The sequence below is a fragment of the Pseudomonas guariconensis genome, from assembly GCF_900102675.1.
Taxonomy (GTDB): domain Bacteria; phylum Pseudomonadota; class Gammaproteobacteria; order Pseudomonadales; family Pseudomonadaceae; genus Aquipseudomonas; species Aquipseudomonas guariconensis.
Genome location: NZ_FMYX01000013.1, coordinates 98,754 through 121,826, shown reverse-complemented (window position 1 = coordinate 121,826; position 23,073 = coordinate 98,754). Strand labels below are relative to the sequence as shown.

Here is a 23,073-nt window from a genome sequence, read left to right as displayed (position 1 = left end):
CCAAGCCACGAGCTGCACGCTAGGAGAAAGAGCGTCGCCGCCGATCATGCTGCCTCCTGCGTCAAACCCTGCTTGCCAAAGCGGCGGGCCAGACGGTCGAAATACAGGTAGATGACCGGCGTGGTGAACAGCGTCAGCACCTGGCTGACCAGCAGCCCACCCACCATCACCAGGCCCAGGGGCTGGCGCAGCTCGGCGCCGGAACCGGTGGCAAGCATCAAGGGCACGGCACCGAACAGCGCTGCCAGGGTGGTCATGAGGATCGGCCGGAAACGCAACAGCGCCGCCTGGTAGATGGCATCGCGCGGGGCCATGCCCTGGTTGCGCTCGGCCTCCAGGGCGAAGTCGATCATCATGATGGCGTTCTTCTTGACGATACCGATCAGCAGGATGATGCCGATGATGGCGATCATCCCCAGGTCGTTGCCGCTCAGGATCAAGGCCAGCAAGGCACCGACCGCCGCCGACGGCAGGGTCGAGAGAATCGTCACCGGGTGGATGTAACTCTCATAGAGCACGCCCAACACGATATACATGGTGACCACCGCTGCAAGAATCAGCAGCAATGTGCTCGACAACGACGCCTGGAAAGCTTCGGCGGCACCCTGGAAGCGAGTCTGTACGCCCAGGGGCATGCCGATTTCCTGCTGTACCTGCTCGATGACCTTGACCGCTTCGCCCAGGGACGCGCCATGGGCCAGGTTGAACGACATCATCACGGCCGGGAACTGACCGATATGGGAGATCGCCAGCTGCGCCTGACGCTGCTCGATCCTTGCCAGGGCCGACAGACGTACCTGGCCGCCATCGGTGGCCTTGACGTGGATCGACTCCAGTGCCTGCGGGCCAATGGTCGAGGCGGTCTGCGACTGCAGCACGACGCGGTACTGACTGGCCTGGGTATAGATGGTGGAAATCTGCCGCTGACCGAAAGCGTCGTACAGAGCGTTGGTGATCTGCGACACGCTGATGCCCAGGCGGCTGGCCATGTCGCGATCGATCACCAGGTACACCTGCAGGCCCTTGTCCTGCAGGTCGCTGGCCACATCCTGTAGCTCCGGCCGCTGCTGCAGGGCCTGGACCAACTTGCCACTCCACTCGGCGAGCAGGTCGGCGTCGGGCGAAGAGAGGCTGAACTGGTATTGCGTACGGCTGACCCGGTCTTCGATGCTCAGGTCCTGCACGGGCTGCATGAACAGGCGGATCCCCACCAGCTTGTCAACCTGCGGCTGCAGGCGGTCGATGACCTCGCTGGCAGTGACATCCCGCTCGCCGTGTGGCTTGAGGTTGATCAGCAAGCGACCGCTGTTGAGCGTGGCGTTGTCCCCATCCACGCCGATGTAGGAGGAAAGGCTCTGGACCGCCGGGTCCTTGAGGATCACCTGGCTCAGCGCCTGCTGGCGCTCGCTCATGGCGGCGAACGAGGTGGACTGGGGCGCTTCGGAGATCCCCTGGATCACGCCGGTATCCTGCGCCGGGAAGAACCCTTTGGGCACGATGACGTACAGCAACACCGTCAGCACCAGGCTTGCCACCGCCACTAGCAAGGTCAGCGGCTGGTGCCTGAGCACCCATTGCAGGCCTCGGCCGTAGCGTTCGATCAGCCAGTCGATCCAGGCGCCACTGGCACGGTAGAAGCGCCCCTGCTCTTCATCCTTGGGCTCACGCTTGAGCAGCCGAGCGCACATCATCGGGGTCAGGGTCAGGGACACCACCAGGGAAATCAGGATCGCCACCGCCAAGGTGATGGCGAACTCGCGGAACAGCCGGCCGACCACGTCAGCCATAAACAGCAGCGGGATCAGCACCGCGATCAGCGAGAACGTCAGCGAGACCAAGGTGAAACCGATCTGACGGGCACCTTTGAGCGCCGCCTGCATCGGCGTCTCACCCTCTTCGATATGCCGGGAGATGTTCTCCAGCATCACGATCGCATCGTCCACCACAAAGCCGGTGGCAATGGTCAGGGCCATCAATGTGAGGTTGTTGACCGAAAAACCGGCCAGGTACATCACGCCGAAGGTGCCGATCAAAGACAGCGGCACGGCAATCGACGGGATAAGGGTGGCGCTGAAACGGCGCAGGAATACGAACGTGACCATCACCACGAGTGCAATGGCGATCAACAGTTCGTGCTGCACGTCCTTGACGGCGGCACGAATGGTCTGGGTACGGTCGGTGAGAACGGTGACATCCAGGCCGGCCGGCAAGTTATCGGTGATCGAGGGCAGCATTTCCTTGATCAGGTCGACCACTTCGATGACGTTGGCACCCGGCTGACGCTGGATGTTCAGCAGCACCGCCTGGTTCTCGTTGGCCCAGGCTGCGAGGCGCTCGTTCTCGGCGCCGTCGACGATCTCGGCGACATCTTTCAGACGCAAGGGCGCGCCGTTGTTGTAGGCCAGGATGAGGTTGGCGTACTCCTCGGGTGAGCGCAGTTGGTCGTTGGCGTCGAGCATCGACACCCGCGTCGGGCCGTCGAAGTTGCCCTTGGGCTGGTTGACGTTGGAGGCGCCGATCAGAGTGCGCACGTCGTCCAGGTTCAGGCCGTTGGCCGCCAAGGCATCGACATTGACCTTGATACGCACCGCCTGACGCTGACCGCCGGCGATGCTGACCATGCCCACCCCGCTGATCTGGGCGATCTTCTGCGCCACCCGGGTATCGACCAGGTCGTTGAGCTTGGGCAGTGGCATGGTCTTGGAGGAAATGGCCAGGGTCAGCACCGGGGTATCGGCCGGGTTGACCTTGTTGTACACCGGTGGCGCCGGCAGATCGCTGGGCAACAGGTTGTTGGCCGCGTTGATCGCCGCCTGGACCTGTTGCTCGGCGACATCCATGTTCATGTCGAGGTTGAAGCGCAGGGTCAGCACCGAGGCCCCGCCGGAGCTGGTGGAGGCCATTTGCGTCAGGCCTGGCATCTGACCGAACTGACGCTCCAGGGGGGCCGTGACTGCGCTGGTCATGACCTGGGGGCTGGCGCCGGGATACAGGGTCATGACCCGGATGGTCGGGTAATCGACCTGGGGCAAGGCCGAGACCGGCAACAGCTTGTAGGCGATCAGGCCGGCCAGGACGATGGCCAGCATGCTCAGCGTGGTGGCGACCGGGCGGAGGATGAACAGGCGCGAGAGGTTCATGCGCCCGCCTTGCTCGACTCACCAGCCTGGGCCGAGCCCTTGGCGTCCTGGCCTTGCAGATGCTGCCCGGGAGTGGTCGGCACCTGAGAGCTGTCTTGGACGACCTCCACCTTGCTGCCTTCGCGCAGACGGTCGGTGCCCTCGAGCACCAGGCGATCACCGGCGGCCAGGCCTTCGAGCACTACGCTCTGTTCACCGTCGCTGGGGCCGACCTTGAGCTTGCGGATATTGACCGTGCTCTGGGCGTTGACCACATAGGCGAAGGTGCCATCATTGCCAAACTGGATGGCTGCGGATGGGGCCAGCAGCACCTGTTTGAGGGTATCGGCCAACAGGCGCACGTTGACGAACTGATTGGGGAACAGGGCCTGATCCTTGTTATCGAAGCGGGCCTTGAACTTCAGGGTGCCAGTGGTGGTGTCTATCTGGTTGTCCAGACTGCCCAGCACACCGGTGGACTGCAGCTTGCTGTCGCTGCGGTCCCAGGCCTCGACTGGCAGGGTCGCGCCGCTGCGGTAGCGCTCGAGCACGGTGGAAAGCTCGGTCTCGGGCAAGGTAAAGGCCACGCTGATCGGCTCGGTCTGGGTGATCACCACCAGGGCGGTGGTGTCGTTGGCGGCCACCAGGTTACCCAAGTCCAGCTGGCGCAGGCCTACCCGGCCACTGATGGGGGCGCGGATCTGGGTGAAGTCCAGGTTTAAGCGAGCATCGTTGACCTGCGCCTGGTTGGTCTTGACCAACCCCTGGAACTGCGCGACCTGGGCCTGGGCAGTGTCCAAGGTCTGCTTTGCGATGCTGTCTTCGGCATACAGGCCTTTATAACGGGCCAGATCGACCTGGGCGTTCTTCAGCTGGGCCTGGTTCTGCGCCAGGGTGCCTTCTGCCTGCTGCAGGGCGATGCGGTAAGGACGCGGGTCGATTTCAGCGAGCAGATCGCCGGCCTTGACCTGCTGGCCTTCCTTGAAGTGAATCTTGACCAGCTCACCGGCCACCCGGCTACGGACGTTGACGGTATTGGTTGCCGTCACAGTGCCCAAAGCCTTGTAGTACAGCGGGAAATCGCCGACATGCACGGGCTCCACACGCACCGGTACCGGATCGGTGGAACCACCGAAGCCCGGACGCCCCATGCCCATGCCCATGCCTTTGCCGGGCCGTCCGCCCGGCTTCGCCGTATCAGGCGTAGCTGCAGGCCACAGCCACCAGGCCAGGAGGGCCACCAGCAGCAGGATCAGCAGGCCGACGAGCCAGCGACGCGGGGAACGAGAAACGGAAGATTGCATGGGTTGAACGAACCTTGTTCAGGAAATGACGACTGGGGAGGATGAACGATAAGCACTGACACCGTATTAGCAAAGGACCTTTACCAGGCATTTACCTTCGGCTTACGTTGCCAAGATGCTGAACTTTAAATGAAAACGGCCTGGAGATCGCTCCAGGCCGTTACAACGTGTGACCGCTGGGGCACACAGCCCCCGGCCTGTTTACTTCAGCACGGCCAGCGCCGCGTCGTAGTTCGGCTCGTCAGCGATTTCGCCAACCAATTCGCTGTGCAGGACCTTGTCGTTTTCATCCAGCACCACCACTGCACGGGCAGCCAGGCCGGCCAGCGGGCCGTCGGCGATGGCCACGCCGTAGTTCTCGAGGAACTCTCGACCACGCAGGGTCGACAGGTTCTTCACGTTCTCCAGGCCTTCGGCACCGCAGAAACGCGCCTGGGCGAACGGCAGGTCGGCAGAAATGCACAGCACCACGGTGTTGGCCACGTCGTTGGCCTGGGCATTGAATTTGCGCACGGAGGTGGCGCAAGTCGGGGTGTCGACGCTCGGGAAGATGTTCAGCACCTTGCGCTTGCCAGCGAAGTTCTGCAGCGAGGTGTCGGCCAGGCCTTCACCGACCAGGGAAAACGCCGGTGCCTGGGCGCCGACCTGCGGCAGATTGCCTTTGACCTGTACCGGGTTGCCTTTGAGAGTCACTTGAGCCATGACGAGATCCTTATGCGGGGTTTTGAAAGGACACTGAGTTAAGCATGAAGGCGCGCAAGTGCCTATCGGAAAAGTTAAATTGTTCTAATTCCAGGATTTTTTTGTGGACAATAAAAAGACCCAAATGGCGACAAACCATCCGGGCCTTTCTCTTTATACAGTGTCGGCAGGTCAGCCCAGCAGGCTATCGACCACCGAATAGACCACCGAGGACATGGCCACCAGGCCCAGCACCACGACGAAGACGTTGGACATTGCTCCACTGTACTTGCGCATCGCCGGCACACGGCGGATGGCGTACATCGGCATCAGGAACAGCAGCGCAGCGATGATCGGGCCGCCAAGGGACTCGATCATACCCAGGATGCTTGGGTTGAGGGTCGCGACGACCCAGCACACCACCAGCATCAGCGCAGCGACCACACGGTCCATGGCCTTGGCACCTGGGCGCAGGCCAGCCTTGCCGATGATGCCCTTGAGGCCCTCGCTGGCGCCGATGTAGTGGCCCAGGAAGGATTTGGCTATGGCGATGAAAGCGATCAACGGCGCGGCGAAGGCAATGGCCGGGTTACTGAAATGGTTGGCCAGGTACGACAGGATCGACAGGTTCTGTGCCTTGGCCTCGGCGAGCTGGGCACTGCTGAGGGTCAGCACGCAGCTGAAGACGAAGAACAGCACCATCGCCACCATCAGCAGGTGAGCGCGCGCCAGGATCTGCCCGCTGCGCTCGTCGGCGTGCTCGCCGTAGCGGCGTTTCTGGTCGACCGCAAAGGCTGAAATGATCGGCGAGTGGTTGAAAGAGAACACCATCACCGGGATCGCCAACCACATCGTATGCAGGAAGGCCGAACCCGACGGCAGTTGGCCTGCGCTGTCGAGGATGCCGCCATTCCAGTGCGGTACCAGGTACAGGGCCAGCAGCGCCAGGGCGACGATGAATGGGTAGACCAGCAGGCTCATGACCTTGACCGTCGCCTGTTCGCCGCAGCGCACGATCAGCAGCAAGCCGAAGATCAGCAGGAACGACAGCAGCGCCCGCGGTGGCGGAGTCATGTGCAGCTGGTGCTCCATGAAGCTGCTGACGGTGTTGGTCAGAGCGACGCTGTAGATGAGCAGGATCGGGAAGATGGCGAAGAAGTACAGAACGGTGATCAGCGCGCCGGCTTTGATGCCGAAGTGCTCTTCGACCACCTCGGTGATGTCGCCGCCGCTGCGCCCGGAGAGCACGAAACGGGTCAGTCCGCGGTGAGCGTAATAGGTCATCGGGAAGGCCAGTACGGCCAGGATAAGCAGCGGCCAGAAGCCGCCAAGGCCGGCGTTGATCGGCAGGAACAAGGTTCCGGCGCCGATTGCCGTGCCGAACAGGCCCAGCATCCAGGTGGTGTCTTGTCGCGACCAGCTGCCGAGGGTGGCTGGGGTCGATTCTTCGAAGCGTTGTTCAACGCTTGGGGCCTGCTCATTCATTCCGGGTGCAACTCCACTCGCAAGACTGCAACAGGCTGAGAGCGGCGAAACAGAAGGCTTCGCACACCTCAACCGAAAAGAGGGGCGCGATTGTGCGCTGATTGGGTTGCACTTGCATAGCCCCGCCCTACAGACGGTTGCACCTAAAGCGTCAGAATTTTCTGTAAGCGGGCTGCACTCAAACCAAACGGGTTGCACCTGGAAAAATGGAACGACCGTACGACCCTTCAACGACAAAAAAAGCCGCTCCCACGACTCATGCACGCACCGAAGCGCAGCAGGATCGATGGAAGCGGCCTTGTGATGAGAATGGGCCGCGCTGCGGCCCCGAGCGGTTACGCCGAATGCACAGCCGCAAACGCCTCGGCCACCCGACGCAGGTTAGCCGGACGCAGGCCTGACATGCACACCCGACCACTGTCGATGAGGTAAACGCCGAACTCGTCACGCAGGCGACGCACTTGGGCGACGCTGAAACCGGTGTAGCTGAACATGCCGCGCTGGCGCAGGAAGAATTGGAAGTCCTGGCCCGGCAGCAATTCGCCCAGCAGGTCGACCAGACCCTGGCGCATGTCGAGGATACGCTTGCGCATCACCTCGACCTCAGCCACCCATTGGGCGTTGAGCTCGGCATCGCCCAGCACGCCGGCCACCAGTTGCGCGCCATGGCAGGGCGGGCTGGAGTAGTTGCGGCGCACGGTGGCCTTGAGCTGGCCCAGCACGCTTGCGGTGGTGGCTTCGTCATCGCAGACCACCGACAGCCCCCCTACCCGCTCGCCGTACAGCGAGAAGATCTTGGAGAAGGAGTTGCTGACCAGGCACGGCACGCCGGCACGGGCCATTTCGCGGATCGCGTAGGCGTCTTCCACCAAGCCTTCGCCGAAGCCCTGGTAGGCGATGTCGAGGAACGGAATCAGCTGACGCGCCTTGACCACTTCCACCACTTGCTGCCACTGGTTCTGGTTCAGGTCGACGCCGGTGGGGTTGTGGCAGCACGGGTGCAGCAGGACGATGCTGTTGGGCGCCAGGCCTTGCAGGCACGCCAGCATGCCGGCGAAGTCCACGCCACGGGTGGTCGGGTCGAAGTACGGGTAGGTGTGGACCTTGAAGCCCGCACCTTCGAAGATCGCGCGGTGGTTATCCCAGGTCGGGTTGCTCACCCAGACCTCGGACTGCGGGAAGTAGCGCTTGAGGAAGTCGGCGCCGACTTTCAGGGCGCCGGAGCCGCCGACGGTCTGCACGGTGGCCACGCGCCCGCCGGTCACGGCCGGATGATCGGCACCGAACAGCAGCGCCTGAATCGCCTGGCGATAGCTGCCCAAGCCTTCCATCGGCAGGTACAGCGAGGCTTCGTGGGGCTGGTCGGCCAGGCGTTTTTCCACCTCGCCCACTGCCGCCAGTTGCGGCACCACGCCGGCTTCATCGTAGTACAGGCCGATACTCAGGTTGACCTTGTCGGCACGGGGGTCGGCCTTGAAGGTCTCCATCAGCGAGAGAATCGGGTCGCCGGCATAGGCATCGACATGTTTGAACACAGCGCACAGCTCCTTGGATCAGGACAGTTCGGGAAATGCTGCCCCGAGAATACCCTCAGTGAGGCTGGAGGAACATCACTGATGTGCAAGGTGTTCAATGCAGCCTTGCACGGAGGCCTGGCCCGCACCTTTGACTCGGCATCAGCGTGCCCGTTTCGCGGGTAAACCCGCTCCCACAGGGGCTTGCGCAAGCCCTGTGAAAGCAGCGGTTGTATCCGCGAAGGCCGGCCCGGACGCGTTCAGTCCGCCAAAGCCTTGAGCCCCTGCAGCTCCTGATCGGTCAGCGCCACCCCTTCACGCTGCGCCACCTCGCGCTCACGGTAGCGCCGCTCCCCTGGCATGCGGGTCAGCCCCGCTTCCTGCATGTGATCGACCAGCGCTCGGCTGCGCTGGGCAAAGCGTTGCCCTTCGGCCTTGGTCGGGTCGATGACGATGATCAATTGCCCAGTCCAAGGCGTCTTCGCCCCCGGATGCCCGGACCAGTCGAACTCCCAGGAGAAATGCCCACCGGTCAAGGCCGCTGCCAGCAATTCGACCATCATCGACAGCGCCGAGCCCTTATGCCCGCCAAACGGCAGCAGTGCGCCACCTTCGAGAATCGCCTTGGGGTCGCAGGTCGGCTGACCCTGGGCATCCACACCCATGCCCGGCGGCAGTTGCTCGCCGGCCCGCGCGGCGATCTGTACATCACCATGGGCCATGGCGCTGGTGGCCATGTCGAAGACGATCGGATCGTGCCCGGCGCAAGGCGCGGCAAAGGCGATCGGGTTGGTGCCAAACAGAGGCTTGCGTGCGCCATGGGGCACCACGCAAGTCATGCTGTTGACCACGCTCAAGGCCACCAGCCCCTCGTCGGCGAACGGTTCCACGTCCGGCCAGAGCGCTGCGAAGTGATGCGAGTTGTGGATCGCCAGTACCGCGATGCCAGCCTTGCGCGCCTTTTCCACCAGCAAAGGCCGCGCTGCGGCCAGGGCCGGCTGGGCGAAACCGCCACCGGCGTCGACCCGCACATAGCCAGGGGCCACATCGCTCACCTGCGGCTCGGCGCGCCCGTTGACCCAGCCACTGGCCAAGGTCGAGACATAACCGGGAATACGAAATACCCCGTGGCTGTGGGCGCCATCGCGCTGGGCGCTGGCGCAGTTGTAAGCCAGCGCCGCGGCGACCGGCTCGGCACAACCATGACGCTGCAGGATGCGTTGCAACAACGCCTGCAGCTCGGCGAAAGGCACGCGCACGACGGGGCTTACGGAAGGTGCGGACATCTGGAGCTCCTGTTCTTGTACTTCTTGGACGTGGAATGGCTACAGCGCAAGCAATGGCAAAACTTATCCCGCGAATGACAGCTATCTGTCAATTGTTGACTTGATGACAGAAAACATCCATTTTCTATCGCAAGCCTCACCCATCCCGGAGTCGACCATGAGCCAACCGATCAAGCAACGCCTCGAGAGCAGCCTGCAAAGCGCCGCAGCCTCGGGCCGCAAGATCGCCAGCTACATGCTCGCCAACCTGCACGAGTTGCCGTTCCAGACGTCGGCCAGCATCGCGACCAAGCTTGGCGTCAGCGAATCCAGTGTCGGGCGTTTCTGTCGCTCCCTGGGTTATGCCCACCTCAAGGCGCTCAAGCAAGACCTGCAGAACGACCTGGGGGACGGCCCTTGGCTAGTGGGAGATCGCCTGCAAGAGTATCGCCAAGGCGAAGACGACAGCGAGAGCTCCGGCAGTCTTGACCTTGAAATCGCTGCATTGGTGCGCGTGCATGAGTACCGCCGCAGCCAGGCCTGGCAACAGGTCGCCCAGCGCCTGGCGAGCAAGCGCCGCGTGTTCATCGCAGGTTTCCAGACCGAGCGCGGCGTGGCCATGTGCATGAGCCATTTGCTGCAATACCTGCGTGATGGCGTGCAGCTGGTCGATGGCAGCGCCGGGCATTTCGGCGACGTGCTGCTGGGCCCTGCCCAGGACAGTGCCCTGGTGGTGTTCGAGGCGCGCCGTTACTCCCGCCATGCCCTGCTGCTGTGCAGCAAAGCACGCGAAGCGGGCATTCCGGTCACCCTGGTGACCGACACCTTCTGTGATTGGGCCGATGCCAACGCCGACGAGGTGTTCCGCATCCCCACCGAATTCAACCTCTTCTGGGAGTCCACCTCGGCAATGCTGTCGTGGGTGCACCTGATGGTCAACGAGGTCTGCAGGAAGCTGGGACCTGATGTTGAAAGACGCTTGGAAGCAACTGCCGCTCTACATAACGCATTCGTCGGCTACACCTCGTGGCCAACGGGAAAACAACAATAGCAAGAGTGAAAGTCCAGAGGTGTTAGATGAAAAAGACCCTGTCCGTGGTGGGTGTGTGCGCCCTGTTGCTGACTGGCGCGGCCAGCGCCGAGACCCTGCGCTTCGCGACCGAGGGCGCCTATCCGCCCTTCAACTATGTCGATGCCGATAACAAGCTGCATGGCTTCGACATCGACATCACCAACGCCCTGTGCGCGCAGATGAAAGTCGAATGCACCCTGGTGGCGCAGGACTGGGAAGGCATCATCCCGGCCCTGATGGCCCGCAAATACGATGCTGTGGTCGCCTCGATGATCGACACCGAGGAGCGACGCAAGAAGATCACCTTTACCAACCACTACTACCGCACCCCGTTGACCGTCGCCGTGGCCAAGGACAGCCCGATCAAGGACGCCCAGGCCGACTTCAAGGGCTACACCGTCGGGGCCCAGTCGTCCTCCACCCAGGCCATCTACGCCGAAGACGTCTACGCCAAGGCCGGCGCCGACGTGAAGCTCTACCCGACCATGGACGAAGCCAACGCCGACTTGGCCGCCGGCCGCCTGGACGGGGTAATCGCCGACAAGTTCCCGCTGCACGAGTGGATGAACAAGAACGGCCAGGACTGCTGCAAGGTCCTGGGTGACGTCAACGGCACCAAGGCCGACGCCGCCATCGCCGTACGCAAGGACGACGACGCCCTGCGCGAGCGTCTGAACAAGGCGCTGGCCGAAATCGTCGCCAACGGCACCTACCAAAAGATCGCCAGCAAGTACTTCGCCTTCGACATCTACAACTGACCTGACGCCTGCGGGAGCGGGTTTACCTGCGGATACGGCAGTGGACTCACCGACGTATTGGCGGGCAAGCCCGCTCCCACAGGATCGCTGTTGCCTTTCGATATCGATGTCGCTGAGGAGTCTCCTCCATGCTCGATCAACTGTCTTTGCTGTCGTTCGCCAGCGGTGGCTGGGGTCAGGCGCTGCTCGCCGGCGCCCTGGTGACCCTGTCGCTGGCCCTGGCCTGCCTGCCCATCGGTCTGCCCCTGGGCCTGCTCGTGGCCCTCGCCGCGCGCTCGCGCAAGCGCGCTGCACGCGCCTGGGCCACCAGTTTCTCCACGGTGTTTCGCGGCCTGCCGGAGCTGTTGACACTGCTGATCATCTATTACGGCTGCCAGATCGCCGCACAGAAGCTGCTGGCGGCGATGGGCTATGAAGGCGAGGTGCTGATCAACACCTTCCTCGCCGCGATGATCGCCTTCAGCCTGGTGTTCGCCGCGTTTTCCAGCGAAATCTGGCTGGCCGCCTTCAAGACGCTGCCCAAAGGCCAGCTGGAGGCTTGTTCGGCCCTGGGCCTGAGCAAACGCACCGGATTCTTCAAGGTGGTGCTGCCACAACTGACCCGCATCGCCCTGCCTGGGCTGTCGAACAACTGGCTGTCCCTGCTCAAGGACACCTCGCTGGTGTCGACCATCTCGCTGGTCGACCTGATGCGCCAGACCAACCTGGCGGTCAGTGTCACCAAGGAACCGATGTTCTTCTATGGCGTCGCCTGCCTGGGCTACCTGCTGTTCTCGGCACTGTCGGGGCGGGTCTTTGCCTTCATCGAACGACGCTGCAACCGTCACCTGCAAGGAGCCCGGGCATGAGCTTCGAACAACTGCTGGCCATGGTGCTCGACCCCGACCTGCTCGAACGCTACGGCGCGCGCTTCATCGACGGCTTGCTGGTGACCGCCAAGCTGGTGGCGATCTCCTTCAGCCTGGGCGCGGTGCTCGGGCTGCTACTGGCGCTGGCGCGCATGTCCCAAAGCCGCGTGCTGCAGCGCCTGTCGGCGGGCTACGTGTACTTCTTCCGCGGCTCGCCCCTGCTCGCGCAGCTGTTCTTGCTGTACTACGGCCTGGGCTCGCTCAAGGGCTTCTGGCAGGACATGGGCCTGTGGTGGTTCTTCCGCGAAGCCTGGTACTGCACGCTGCTGGCCTTCACCTTGAACACCGCCGCCTATCAGGCGGAGATCTTCCGCGGCAGCCTGATGGCCGTGGCCCCCGGCCAATACGAAGCGGCGCGGGCCTTGAGCCTCAAGCGCTCGACCACCTTCTTCAAGGTCATCCTGCCGCAATCGCTACTGGTGGCCATCGGCCCGTTGGGCAACGAACTGATCCTGATGATCAAGGCCAGCGCCATCGCCTCGCTGGTGACCATCTACGACTTGATGGGCGTGACCAAGCTGGCGTTCTCGCGCAGCTTCGACTTCCAGATCTACCTGTGGGCCGCAGTGCTCTACCTGGTGATCGTGGAGATCGTCCGCCGCGCCCTGAAACACCTGGAAGCCCGCCTGGGCCGCCACCTGAACTGACCGAAGGATACGCTCCATGCATTGCCAAACCATCGTTCTGGGCGCCGGTATCGTCGGCGTCAGTACCGCCCTGCACCTTCAGGCCCGAGGCCGCCAGGTCATCCTGATCGACCGCGACGAGCCGGGCAGCGGCACCAGCCATGGCAACGCCGGGTTGATCGAACGCTCCAGCGTCATCCCCTACGCGTTTCCTCGCAACCTGGGCGCCTTGCTGCGCTACGGACTTAACCGCCAACCCGACGTGCGCTACAGCTTCCTGCACCTGCCCAAGGCCGCCCCCTGGCTGCTGCGCTATTGGCAGCAGTCCGCGCCGGGCCGCCTGGCCAGTGCCGCCGCCGACATGCTGCCGCTGGTGCAACGCTGCGTCGAAGAGCACGACGCCCTGATCGACGCCGCACGCCTTGGCGCACTGGTGCAGGCCAAGGGCTGGATCGAGGTCTACCGCGACCCTGCCCTGTTCGCCCAGGCCAAGGCCGACCTGCAGGGCCTTGCCCGCTACAACCTGAAGTACGAGATTCTCGAACGCGACCAACTGCAAGCCCGGGAGCAACAGCTCGAGGGTGATGTGATCGGCGGTATTCACTGGCTGGACCCGAAGACCGTCAACAACCCCGGCGGCCTGACGCGCGGCTATGCCGCCCTGTTCATCCAGCGCGGCGGGCAGTTCATCCATGGCGATGCCCGCAGCCTGCGTCAGGTCGGCACCCAGTGGCAGGTGAACAGCCGCCGCGGCCCGGTCATTGCCGACGAGGTGGTGGCCTGCCTGGGTCCGCAGTCGGCCGACCTGTTCGAGCCCCTGGGCTATCGCTTCCCGCTGGCGATCAAGCGCGGTTATCACATGCATTACAGCACCCGGGACGGCGCCGAACTGGCCCACGCGGTCTGCGACACCCAAGGTGGCTACGTTCTGGCTCCGATGGCGCGTGGCGTACGCCTGACCACCGGGATCGAGTTCGCCGCCCACGATGCCCCCGGCAACGAGATCCAGCTGGGGCGCTGCGAAGCCCTGGCTCGCAAGCTGTTCCCGGCCCTGGGCGAGCGCCTGGACGACCGTCCGTGGCTCGGCCGGCGCCCCTGCCTGCCGGACATGCGTCCGGTGATTGGCCCGGCGCCACGGCATAAGAACCTGTGGTTCAACTTCGGCCACGCCCACCACGGCCTGACCCTGGGCCCGGTCACTGGCCGCCTGCTGGCCGAACTGGTCACAGGCCAGGCGCCTTTCACCGACCCGTCGCCTTACAGCGCCGCACGCTTCGACTAAACATCCACGCGGGAGAACAACAAGATGACCGCCGCCTCTCTGAGCCTTGCCAGTGTCACCCCCGAACCCGACGCGCGCCCAGTGCTGATCCGCATCGAGGGCCTGAACAAGCACTACGGCGCCTTCCATGTGCTGCACGACATCAACCTGCAGGTCCGCGAAGGCGAGCGCATCGTACTCTGCGGCCCCTCAGGCTCGGGCAAGTCGACTTTGATTCGCTGCATCAACCGTCTGGAGATCGCCGAACAGGGCAGCATCCACGTAGCCGGCACGGACCTGGCCGCCACCAGCCGCCAGGCCGCCCAGGTGCGCAGCGAGATCGGCATGGTGTTCCAGCACTTCAATCTGTTCCCGCACATGAGCGTGCTGGACAACTGCCTGCTCGCCCCCACCAGCGTACGCGGTCTGTCGCGCAAGGACGCCGAGGAACGGGCGCGCATGTATCTGAGCAAGGTCGGCATCGAGAGCCAGGCGCACAAGTACCCCAGCCAGCTGTCCGGCGGCCAGCAGCAGCGGGTGGCCATCGCACGGGCGCTGTGCATGAAGCCGCGCATCATGCTGTTCGACGAACCCACCTCGGCGCTGGACCCGGAGATGGTCGCCGAAGTGCTGGATGTGCTGGTGCAACTGGCCGGTACCGGCATGACCATGCTCTGCGTCACCCATGAAATGGGCTTCGCCCGTCAGGTGGCCGAGCGCGTACTGTTCCTGGAAGGCGGGCAGATCATCGAGGACAGCCCACCGGAGGTGTTCTTCAACCACCCGAAAACCCAGCGGGCACAAGCGTTCCTCAAACAAATCCTGCACTAGCGCGCATCAGCGCTCCCTCTCTGGATAAGCACCGCCCCTGTGGGAGCGGGTTTCACCCGCCAATGCGATAGTGAATGCACCGTCGTATTCGTGGGTAAACCTGCTCCCACCGCGTTTTTGGTGTCCGGATGGAGCTGGCTGGTTTTTAGTGAGATGGGAACGGGAAGGCCCCCTCGTGCGGGTATTGCAAACCACCAAACCCCTGTACCCGCCGGCACTCATTGCACCCATGCAAAGACCCAACTGCATCGTTAAATATTATTGACCTAACCCACCGCCAAACCCTTGTCACCGCAGGGCTCCAAGCCCTCAACCCCCCCGAAAAACGGCGCCTTCACCCCTCGCCACTCGTTTGACATATCGAACGGCTCTGGCAAGCTATGAACAAGCCCCGACCGGAATCGCCTGCTAGGCGAGCCGGCAGTGCTCGGGGTTTCAGGACGTACTCAAGGCCGAGCCCGTGCGCCTGCACAACAACGACAGGATGAACCTGTCCCAAGGTGACATATGTCCAACAGCAACATTGGCAACAAGCAACCCTCCCTGCGCAAACCCGTCGTCCTGATGACCATGGGCAGCCAAGAGCGCAAAGGCCATGACTATCAGGTCATGACCCACAAATACATCACTCCGCTGGTCGAATTCGCCGGTTGCGTCCCGGTCCTCGTGCCCACCTGCTGTGGCGTCGAAGACCTTGAGACCTACCTGGACATGGCCGACGGCGTCTACCTGACCGGCGCGGGCAGCAACATCGACCCGGCCCTCTACGGCCAGGAAAACCAGACCCCGGGCAAGGCCCAGGACAAAGATCGCGACCTGTTCGACATTCCTTTGGTGAAAATGGCCATCGCCCGTGGCCTGCCGATCTTCGGTATCTGCCGTGGGATGCAGGAAATCAACGTGGCCCTGGGCGGTGACATCTACCAGAAGGTCTACGCCGAGCCAGGCTTCAACGATCACCGGGAGAATCCGGAAGATCCGGTCGAGGTCCAGTACCAGGCCGTGCACAGCGTCAAGGTCCAACCAGGCAGCTGGCTGCGCGAGAAGCTCGGCACCGACGAGATCCGCGTCAACTCCCTGCATGGTCAAGGCCTGAACAAGCTGGGCAAAGGCATCGAGCCGATCGCCCACGCTGAAGACGGCCTGGTCGAAGCGATCCACGCCCCGAGCATCTCGCCGTTCCTGTTCGCCGTGCAGTGGCACCCGGAATGGCAAGCCGCGAAGAACCCTGACTCGATCAAGATCTTCGAAGCCTTCGGCGACGCCTGCCGCACCCAGGTGCGCAAATCCCAGGGCAAGCGCAACCAGGCTGCCTGATTCTTCTTCGTTAGTTTTGATCGCGGGGCGGCGCAATGTCGCCCCCGCTTCCCCGGTCACCCTCTGCTGGTCCCAGAACACTTCCCGTGGAAGCGGGCGGCTGGCTTGTGCCTGTCTCCGCGATCGTTTTTTGCCTCACACCGCCGTGTGCCGTAGTGCCGACGGTGCCTCCCCCATCATCCGTCTATACATGCTGGAAAACGCACTCGGGCTCTCGTAGCCCAAATCCAGCGCCACCCGTGTCACCGACTCCCCCGCCGCCAGACGCGTCACCGCCGCCATCAGGCATGCCTGCTGTCGCCACTGGACGAACGACAACCCCGTGAGCGTTCGAAAGCGCCGGGTGAAGGTACGAAGGCTCCAATTGAGCCGATGCGCCCAATCCAGTGGCGTGACGCGGATATCCGGTTGAGCCAGAAACGCCAGGCACAACTGCGCAACGCGTGGCTCCTGCGGAATCGGCGCAAACAGTGGCAATGGCCGGGCACGGCTCAGTTCAGCAAGCATCAAGGCGACCAGCAAGCCATCGCGCCCCTGGGTGTCGTACAACGCCGGGACATCGGCACTGGCCAGCAGCAGTTCGTGGAGCAAGGGGCTGACCAGCAAGGCCTCGCATTGCTCACCCGGCCTGGGCACCGCTTCGGGTTCGATGTAGAGGCTGCGTGTGCTGACACCCCGCATACGCACCTGATGGCGCTTACCGGGCGGTATCCAGACGCCGTTGTAGGGCGGAACTACCCAGGCGCCGTCATCGGTCAGCACATCCATCAAACCGCTCATACCGTAGAGAAACTGCGCCCGTCGATGGCTGTGCGCCGCCAGCAGCGTGCCAGGCGGGTAGTCAGTGCCGATGGCAAGCACGGGGCGGGGCGTTGCGTCCATGGTGTGCAAAGGAATGTTGCGCATGCCGATCGCCTTGGCCGAAAAACAACGATTATTGGCCAACGCGCGCAAGCCGGCCAGACCGAGGCCCATTATCGTGCAGCCTTCAATCCGCTCTGGAGGGCGTTGCATGTTCTACGCGTTGCTCGTCGCGTTCGGCCTGTGCGCAGGCGTCACCACGTTGTTGTTCGGCTTTGGCGGCGGGTTCTTCGCGGTGCCCTTGCTCTATGCGCTGCTGCTGGCCAGTCATGAGGCGGGCTCCGTGGTCAGTCAGCATGCGATGCAGATCGCCGTAGCCACTTCCGCCGCGGTGATGATCGTCAGCAGTGCCCTGGCCAGCTGGCGTCATCATCGCGCCGGGAGCCTGGACTGGGCACTGGTGCGCCTGCTGGTGCCGGGCATCGGTCTTGGCGCCCTGCTCGGCGCCATCGCCGCGCTCTGGCTGGACAGCGACTGGCTGCGCTGGCTGTTCGTCGCCTACGTGCTGGCAAGCCTGCTCGATGGCTGGTTTCGCCCAGGCTTCGTCGCGAAGACCCGCTCGCAGCGTCCCCCGTTGGGCCCAGGGCACTCGACCCTGATCGGCGTGCCGATTGGTGCGGTGGCGGCGTTGTTGGGTGTTGGTGGCAGCGTCATGACCGTACCGTTGATGCGCCGACGCGGCGCGAGCATGCTGACCGCCACGGCCATGGCCAATCCGCTGTCGTTGCCCATGGCATTGGTGGCCACGCTGACCTACGCCCTGTTGCCTCAGGCGCAACTGACGCTGGGGGTGGGCTATCTGGGCCTGGTCAATCTGTATGCCGCGACAGCCTTGGTGGCGGGCGCCTGGCTGGGGATGGCACTGGCTGCACCGTTGGTCGGACGCATCAACGATACGCTCCATGCCCGCGCCTACCTGCTATTGCTGGGCGGCGTGTTGCTGACGATGCTCCTGGTGCGCAGCTGACGGCAAATTGCTGGCCCCCAGCCCTGCGAAGTGAAGGCAAACTCCCTTTTCCTTCATAAGCTTAGGACAGCATCATGCGGGTATTTCTAGCAACGATCGCCGGCTGTGTGATGGCCACGGCCGCCTTCGCAGCTCAAGCCAAGGCCCTGAACCAGAACGATCGTCAGGTATGCCACTGGGGTTCGCAAATCGCCGCCGATGCGCAGCAGGCCAAGCTTTCCGGCGTCACGCTGTATGCCACGCGTAAGAAGTTGCAGACGCGCAAATTCCCCAAGCCCTGGATGCGCATGACCGCCTTCGGCATCACCGAGCAGACCTACAACAGCCAGTCCCGGCTCAAGCCCGCGGCGATCAGGCAGACGTACTACGAGCAATGCGTACAGCATGCGATCGCAAAACGTTAATACGTTATATATCAGCAGGTTATGCGAATAATTTAACGTTTTTGTTTACATATATAGGGACTGAGCAGACTTGAGATCGAGGCGCAGTCCCTGTGGGAGCGGCTCAAGCTGAAGCCGACAACCGCTCCCCAGCCCTCTTCGAGCGGCCACCCAGGCACGTCACCGCAAACGCGATCACCAGCGCGCTGGTGCCCAACAGGAAGATCAACTGCTGATTCGATCCCTCCACCAGCAAGGCGATCAGGGCTGGGGTCACCGCCGCCGCGCCCATCAGGGTGATGCTCACCAGGGGCGTGAGTTTTCCGGTCGGGTCATTGGTAGTGATCAACGCCATGTAGTACGACAACGACAATACCCAGCCGAAGTTAATCAACAGCAGCGCCACGAATAACTGCATCGGGGTGCGGGTGTGTCCCGTCAGCATGGCGATCGACACGAAGATCGCCACCAGGCCCACGGCGATCATCAGTTGCCGGTTGACCCGCGCGCCCAACAGGCTAGGCAGCCCCGCCCCCGGCAAGCCGCCGATCGCAGAAAGGCCAAACGCCCAGCCGATATCGACACCGTCGATGCCCTGATCACGCGCCAATTGGTCGATGAAGCCCCACACGCAATAGATGGCGATCTGCATGAACAGCATGCCCACCAGCGCGCTGCGCCCCATGCGCGACGAACCGCCTTGGGCGCACGTCCCCTCGCCGCTACCGATCAGCGCCGCGGGCTTGCGTGGCAGCGCAAGGCTCGCGCCGCAAATCAGCAGGTACCACAGGCCAAAGGAACACAGCGCCGTCACCGTGCCGCTCTGGGCCGCAAGCAGGGGCAAGGCGGCGGAAAACAACGAGTACTCAGGCGTCTGCAGCAACAGCATCAGGCCGAACGAGCGGTCCTGGTTGGGCAAACGACCCAACGTGGACACCGCATAGGCATAGATCAACCCGGCGCACGTGCCCGCCGCCAGGCGTACCAGCAGCAGCGTGCCGTTGCTCGGCGCAAAGGCGGTGGCCATGCTCAGCGCCACGCACAGCAACCCCACCCACAGACAGAGGCTGCGCCCACCCTGGCGTTTCATCACGATCGGGCACAGCAATGTGCCCAGGGTCATGCCGATCATCTCCACCGAGACGACCCAGCCCTGTTGATCGAGCGACAAGTTCAGTTGTTCGGTGACCAACCCCATGAAGATTGGTTGTACACCGCAGACGATGAATGAAGTGCAGGCGATGAAGATGAGGGAAGCACGTAGTAGCTTGGAGTCTTTGATCATGAATGGACCCTGACACGCTGCACAGCATCACCTGCTAGATCAGGTGACCCTGCCCACAGCGTTTGTTTTTATTGTTTGGGTGACTGGGCCCAATACGCCGCGATAGACGCCCCGCAGACCCAGGTGAGCGGTGGCTTGACCGCTCTGGGATGCAATCCTGGGCCTTGCTTGAGGCCTTTGAAAGTTAAATATCGGAATCGACTCCAGTGGGCTTTTTAATGCACGCCGATACCGCTTGCCTGTATCCAGAAACGCACTGCAATCGATGCCGATATTTAATTTGTGAGGCCCCTGGAGATTCCCTACCGTGTGTCGCTACATCCAACCCAGGGGCCATCGCCCGCCACCGTGCGCTTCGTCGAACCGGCCCCGATGATAAAAGGCCAGCCATGAACGACCGTGAGTTCATCAACGCCATCGACGCAGATGGCCTGCCCCTGAACATCGCCGTGAAGAACGGACGTATCACCCACATCGGTCCACAGCGCGCCGCCGTCGCCGCAGCCGAGACCATCGACCTGGAAGGCCTGCTGGCCCTGCCCGGCTTCGTCGATGGCCACATCCACCTGGACAAGAGCTTCGTTGGCGACCGCTGGCGACCGCACCAGAACGTCGCCACCCTGCGCGAGCGCCTGGCGGTGGAAAAACGCGAACTGGCCAGCGCCCCACCAATCCTCGACCGCGCCGATGCCCTGATCCGCCAGGCCGCCACCTATGGCACGCTCGCCATGCGCTGCCACGTGGACGTGGATGCCACGACTGGGCTGAGCCATCTGAACGCCATTCTCCAAGCACGGGATAACTGGAAGGACCTGATCGACATCGAACTGGTGGCCTTTCCCCAGGCGGGCGTGGTGTCCTGCCCCGGTACCGCCGAAATCCTGGAAGCTGCCGTGCGTGAGGGTGTGCAAGTGGTCGGCGGCATCGACCCGACGACGCTGGACGGCGATGCCGAAGCACAGCTGGACATAATCTTCGGCATCGCGGAGCGCCATGGGGTGAAGGCCGATATCCACCTCCATGAACCCGGCGAGATTTGCATTGCCCAGCTCGAACGCATCGCTGCACGCACCCGCGCCCTGGGCATGCAGGGCCTGGTTGCGGTCAGCCATGCGTATGGGTTGGGAGATGTGTCCGAGCAGGTGGTTGACCGAACCGCGCAGGTACTGGCCCACGCAGGTGTCTCGATCATGACCAATGCGCCTGGCGAGCATGCCTTTCCGCCGGTCTTGCGCCTGCGTGCAGGGGGGGTGCGGGTGTTCACCGGCAACGACAACATCCAGGATGCCTGGTGGCCCTATGGCAACGGCGACATGCTGCAGCGCGCGATGCTGGTCAGCTATCGCTCTGGGTTCAATACCGACGAGGAGTTGCGGGTTGCGCTGGACATGGCCACCGAGGCCAGCGCCGCCGTGATGGGCAAGACCGACTACGGCCTGAAGGTGGGCAACGAGGCGAGCTTCTTGTTGTTCAAGGCACCGAACGCGGCGGCAGCGGTGGCGGCGGCGCTGCACGAGCGATTGATCGTGCGCCATGGGGCGTTCTGGGGCGGGCCCGCCATCTTGCAGCTCAAGGCTGCTCAGTTCAGTCGTGAGATGCGCCGCTGAGTCGGCCCCTGGACGGAATCAGGCCGGTTCAGGTGCTTCGTCACGCAGGATGCCGATCAGGATGTCCGCCAGCGCCTTGACCATCGGGTCGGCCGTGGGCCGGTAGAAGATCGCCGCCTCGAACACCTTGATCGGCTTGAAACCCTCCTCGGCGCCCAAGACCCGATGCCCAGGCGTGACCACCCGGGACGGCAGCAGACTGACCCCCAGCCCATTGGCCACCGCCGCCTGGATACCGGCCAGGCTCGAGCTGGTAAACCCGATGCGCCAGCTACGCCCCATGGCCTCGACCGCACTGATCATGTCGTCTCGATACAGGCCCCGCGGCGGGAAGGTCACCAAGGGGATCGGGTCCTGGGCAAAGCACGGGTACTGCGCGCTGTCGATCCATTCGATGCGTTCCGGCTGGCAGGCATTGGCCTCACGGCTGTGACGGCGTTGCTTGACCAGCACCAGGTCCAGCTCGCCACGGTCGTAGCTGCCCATCAGGTCTCGGCTCAGGCCGCCGGTGATCTCGAGCTTCACTTTGGGATGCTTGCGATTGAACGCCGCCAGCGACGCCATCGTCTTGCCGGCGACAAAATCGTCCGGCAAGCCGATGCGCACGGTCACCGTCACGCCGCCGGATAGCGCCTCGCTCAGCTGGTTGCTCACGGCCAGCAAATGCCGCGCATAACCCAACAGCATCTCGCCGGCATCGGTCGGATGCACTTCCCGGTTGCTGCGATCGAGCAACTGATGCCCGACCATTTCCTCCAACCGCCGCACCTTCTGGCTGACTGTCGACTGGGTAGAGTGAAGCCTGGCAGCGGCTGTGGTGAAACTGCCGCAATCGGCCACCATCACCACGGCCCGTAGCAGATCCAGGTCATAGATCGATCTATTGGGTTTCGCACTGTCTGTCATAGGCAAGATTCATCTTTCGAATACACGCAGTCCGAGCATCATGCCAGAAGCCCTGCGCCTTGGGTGGCGCGATCCGGCCTATCCTTGTGCTTGACCCCTCAGCGGACACGCCCGATGCCCACACCTGACGCCTCGCTGCTGCAAAGCTGGCAGCACAACGCCCAAGCCTGGATAGCCGCCGTGCGCAGCGGTGCCATCGAAAGTCGGCGGCAAGTCACCGACCAGGCCATCCTGCTCGCAGTGCTGGGCCGCCAGCCTGAGCGCGTGCTGGACCTGGGCTGTGGCGAGGGCTGGTTGTTGCGCGCCTTGGCCGAGCGCGGGATCGAGGTGACGGGCGTGGATGGTGACGAGACGCTGGTTCAGGCCGCGCAGGCTGCCGGGGCGAGCCGTGTATACCAGGCGACCTACGAGCAGTTGGCGCAAAGGCAGGTGGACGTCGGCCAGGAGTACGACCTGGTGTGCGCCAACTTCGCCTTGCTGCATCAGGACATCATTCCGCTGCTCGACGCCATGCGCGCCCTGCTCGCCCCAGGCGGCGCAATGGTGATCCAGACCCTGCATCCCTGGACGATGGCCAATGGCGATTACCAGGATGGATGGCGCGAAGAAACGTTCGCCGGATTTGCCGGGCAGTGGGCCCCGATGCCTTGGTACTTCCGCACCCTCGCCAGTTGGTTGAATGCTCTGGACATGGCCGGGTTGCGCCTGGTTAGCCTGCAGGAGCCGCAGCACCCGCAAAGCCCGGTACCGCAGTCGCTGTTGCTGGTTGCCCAACGCCAAGTCTTGTAGTGCCCTTTTCGCGAGTAAACCTGGGCCTGTCCCGCCCCCAACTGGATCCCTGAACATCCGCTTGGTTGCGACAGGATTCACACCAGACGCGCCAACCACACCCCGCCCCCTTGCTCCCCTTCGCGCCCACCCGC

Annotated in this window: 20 protein-coding genes; 11 read left to right on the top strand and 9 right to left on the bottom strand. The window is 63.4% G+C overall.

All coding sequences use genetic code 11. The features are described from left to right. Nucleotides 1-44 precede the first annotated feature (44 nt). The 6 genes from BLS27_RS19930 to BLS27_RS19905 form a co-directional block, all read right to left on the bottom strand. Nucleotides 45-3,140, bottom strand: a complete 3,096-nt coding sequence (locus BLS27_RS19930) for an MdtB/MuxB family multidrug efflux RND transporter permease subunit (RefSeq protein ID WP_043214252.1) — start codon at nucleotides 3,138-3,140, stop codon at nucleotides 45-47. Beyond that, entirely contained in the window at nucleotides 3,137-4,423 is a 1,287-nt protein-coding gene (locus BLS27_RS19925; protein ID WP_043214250.1) for an MdtA/MuxA family multidrug efflux RND transporter periplasmic adaptor subunit, read from the bottom strand. The genes BLS27_RS19930 and BLS27_RS19925 overlap by 4 nt, the downstream gene beginning before the upstream one ends. A 201-nt stretch (nucleotides 4,424-4,624) precedes the next feature. Next, on the bottom strand, nucleotides 4,625-5,125 hold the full coding sequence (gene tpx, locus BLS27_RS19920; protein WP_043214248.1) for a thiol peroxidase: 501 nt from the start codon (nucleotides 5,123-5,125) through the stop codon (nucleotides 4,625-4,627). A 171-nt stretch (nucleotides 5,126-5,296) separates the two neighbouring features. Then, nucleotides 5,297-6,589: a serine/threonine transporter gene (locus tag BLS27_RS19915; protein ID WP_043214245.1), complete on the bottom strand. Its 1,293-nt coding sequence runs from the start codon at nucleotides 6,587-6,589 to the stop codon at nucleotides 5,297-5,299. 335 nt (nucleotides 6,590-6,924) lie between these two features. Beyond that, on the bottom strand, nucleotides 6,925-8,124 hold the full coding sequence (locus tag BLS27_RS19910; protein WP_090346528.1) for an amino acid aminotransferase: 1,200 nt from the start codon (nucleotides 8,122-8,124) through the stop codon (nucleotides 6,925-6,927). Between the two features lie 239 nt (nucleotides 8,125-8,363). After that, complete coding sequence (locus BLS27_RS19905; protein WP_090346524.1) at nucleotides 8,364-9,389, bottom strand: Ldh family oxidoreductase; 1,026 nt, start codon at nucleotides 9,387-9,389, stop codon at nucleotides 8,364-8,366. Between the two features lie 157 nt (nucleotides 9,390-9,546). On the opposite strand from BLS27_RS19905, the gene BLS27_RS19900 reads away from it, so the two are divergent. From BLS27_RS19900 to BLS27_RS19870, 7 genes are all read left to right on the top strand, one after another. Further along, nucleotides 9,547-10,419 (top strand): MurR/RpiR family transcriptional regulator, encoded by an 873-nt coding sequence (locus tag BLS27_RS19900; RefSeq protein WP_043214236.1) that lies wholly within the window; start codon nucleotides 9,547-9,549, stop codon nucleotides 10,417-10,419. 26 nt (nucleotides 10,420-10,445) lie between these two features. Next, entirely contained in the window at nucleotides 10,446-11,198 is a 753-nt protein-coding gene (locus tag BLS27_RS19895) for a transporter substrate-binding domain-containing protein (protein WP_090346521.1), read from the top strand. Nucleotides 11,199-11,326: 128 nt separating this feature from the next. Beyond that, the gene (locus BLS27_RS19890) at nucleotides 11,327-12,046 is read left to right on the top strand and encodes an ABC transporter permease (protein WP_043214234.1); all 720 of its coding nucleotides are present in this window, start codon (nucleotides 11,327-11,329) and stop codon (nucleotides 12,044-12,046) included. Then, on the top strand, nucleotides 12,043-12,753 hold the full coding sequence (locus BLS27_RS19885; RefSeq protein ID WP_070571366.1) for an ABC transporter permease: 711 nt from the start codon (nucleotides 12,043-12,045) through the stop codon (nucleotides 12,751-12,753). The genes BLS27_RS19890 and BLS27_RS19885 overlap by 4 nt, the downstream gene beginning before the upstream one ends. Before the next feature lie 16 nt (nucleotides 12,754-12,769). Further along, nucleotides 12,770-14,014 (top strand): NAD(P)/FAD-dependent oxidoreductase, encoded by a 1,245-nt coding sequence (locus BLS27_RS19880; protein WP_090346519.1) that lies wholly within the window; start codon nucleotides 12,770-12,772, stop codon nucleotides 14,012-14,014. Nucleotides 14,015-14,038: 24 nt separating this feature from the next. Beyond that, nucleotides 14,039-14,824: an amino acid ABC transporter ATP-binding protein gene (locus BLS27_RS19875; RefSeq protein WP_043214230.1), complete on the top strand. Its 786-nt coding sequence runs from the start codon at nucleotides 14,039-14,041 to the stop codon at nucleotides 14,822-14,824. Nucleotides 14,825-15,331: 507 nt separating this feature from the next. After that, nucleotides 15,332-16,141 carry a gamma-glutamyl-gamma-aminobutyrate hydrolase family protein gene (locus BLS27_RS19870; protein WP_043214227.1) on the top strand — a complete coding sequence of 270 codons (810 nt, stop codon included), beginning with the start codon at nucleotides 15,332-15,334 and terminating at the stop codon, nucleotides 16,139-16,141. A 135-nt stretch (nucleotides 16,142-16,276) separates the two neighbouring features. Here BLS27_RS19870 and BLS27_RS19865 read toward each other — a convergent pair whose 3' ends face one another. Then, entirely contained in the window at nucleotides 16,277-17,047 is a 771-nt protein-coding gene (locus BLS27_RS19865) for an AraC family transcriptional regulator (protein WP_090346593.1), read from the bottom strand. A 106-nt stretch (nucleotides 17,048-17,153) separates the two neighbouring features. Between BLS27_RS19865 and BLS27_RS19860 the strand changes: the two genes are divergently transcribed. Further along, nucleotides 17,154-17,969 (top strand): sulfite exporter TauE/SafE family protein, encoded by an 816-nt coding sequence (locus tag BLS27_RS19860; RefSeq protein WP_090346516.1) that lies wholly within the window; start codon nucleotides 17,154-17,156, stop codon nucleotides 17,967-17,969. Nucleotides 17,970-18,043: 74 nt separating this feature from the next. After that, entirely contained in the window at nucleotides 18,044-18,373 is a 330-nt protein-coding gene (locus BLS27_RS19855; RefSeq protein ID WP_043214223.1) for a hypothetical protein, read from the top strand. Nucleotides 18,374-18,476: 103 nt separating this feature from the next. Here the strand turns inward: BLS27_RS19855 and BLS27_RS19850 are convergent, their stop codons facing one another. Continuing rightward, nucleotides 18,477-19,637, bottom strand: a complete 1,161-nt coding sequence (locus BLS27_RS19850; RefSeq protein ID WP_090346513.1) for an MFS transporter — start codon at nucleotides 19,635-19,637, stop codon at nucleotides 18,477-18,479. A gap of 389 nt (nucleotides 19,638-20,026) precedes the next feature. On the opposite strand from BLS27_RS19850, the gene BLS27_RS19845 reads away from it, so the two are divergent. After that, nucleotides 20,027-21,244, top strand: a complete 1,218-nt coding sequence (locus tag BLS27_RS19845) for an amidohydrolase family protein (RefSeq protein WP_043214220.1) — start codon at nucleotides 20,027-20,029, stop codon at nucleotides 21,242-21,244. Nucleotides 21,245-21,262: 18 nt separating this feature from the next. On the opposite strand, the gene BLS27_RS19840 is transcribed toward BLS27_RS19845, so the two are convergent. Continuing rightward, a complete protein-coding gene (locus BLS27_RS19840) occupies nucleotides 21,263-22,150 on the bottom strand; it encodes a LysR substrate-binding domain-containing protein (protein WP_043214218.1) in 888 nt (295 codons plus the stop codon). Nucleotides 22,151-22,264: 114 nt separating this feature from the next. On the opposite strand from BLS27_RS19840, the gene BLS27_RS19835 reads away from it, so the two are divergent. Next, nucleotides 22,265-22,939 carry a class I SAM-dependent methyltransferase gene (locus BLS27_RS19835; RefSeq protein ID WP_090346510.1) on the top strand — a complete coding sequence of 225 codons (675 nt, stop codon included), beginning with the start codon at nucleotides 22,265-22,267 and terminating at the stop codon, nucleotides 22,937-22,939. Nucleotides 22,940-23,073: the final 134 nt, after the last annotated feature.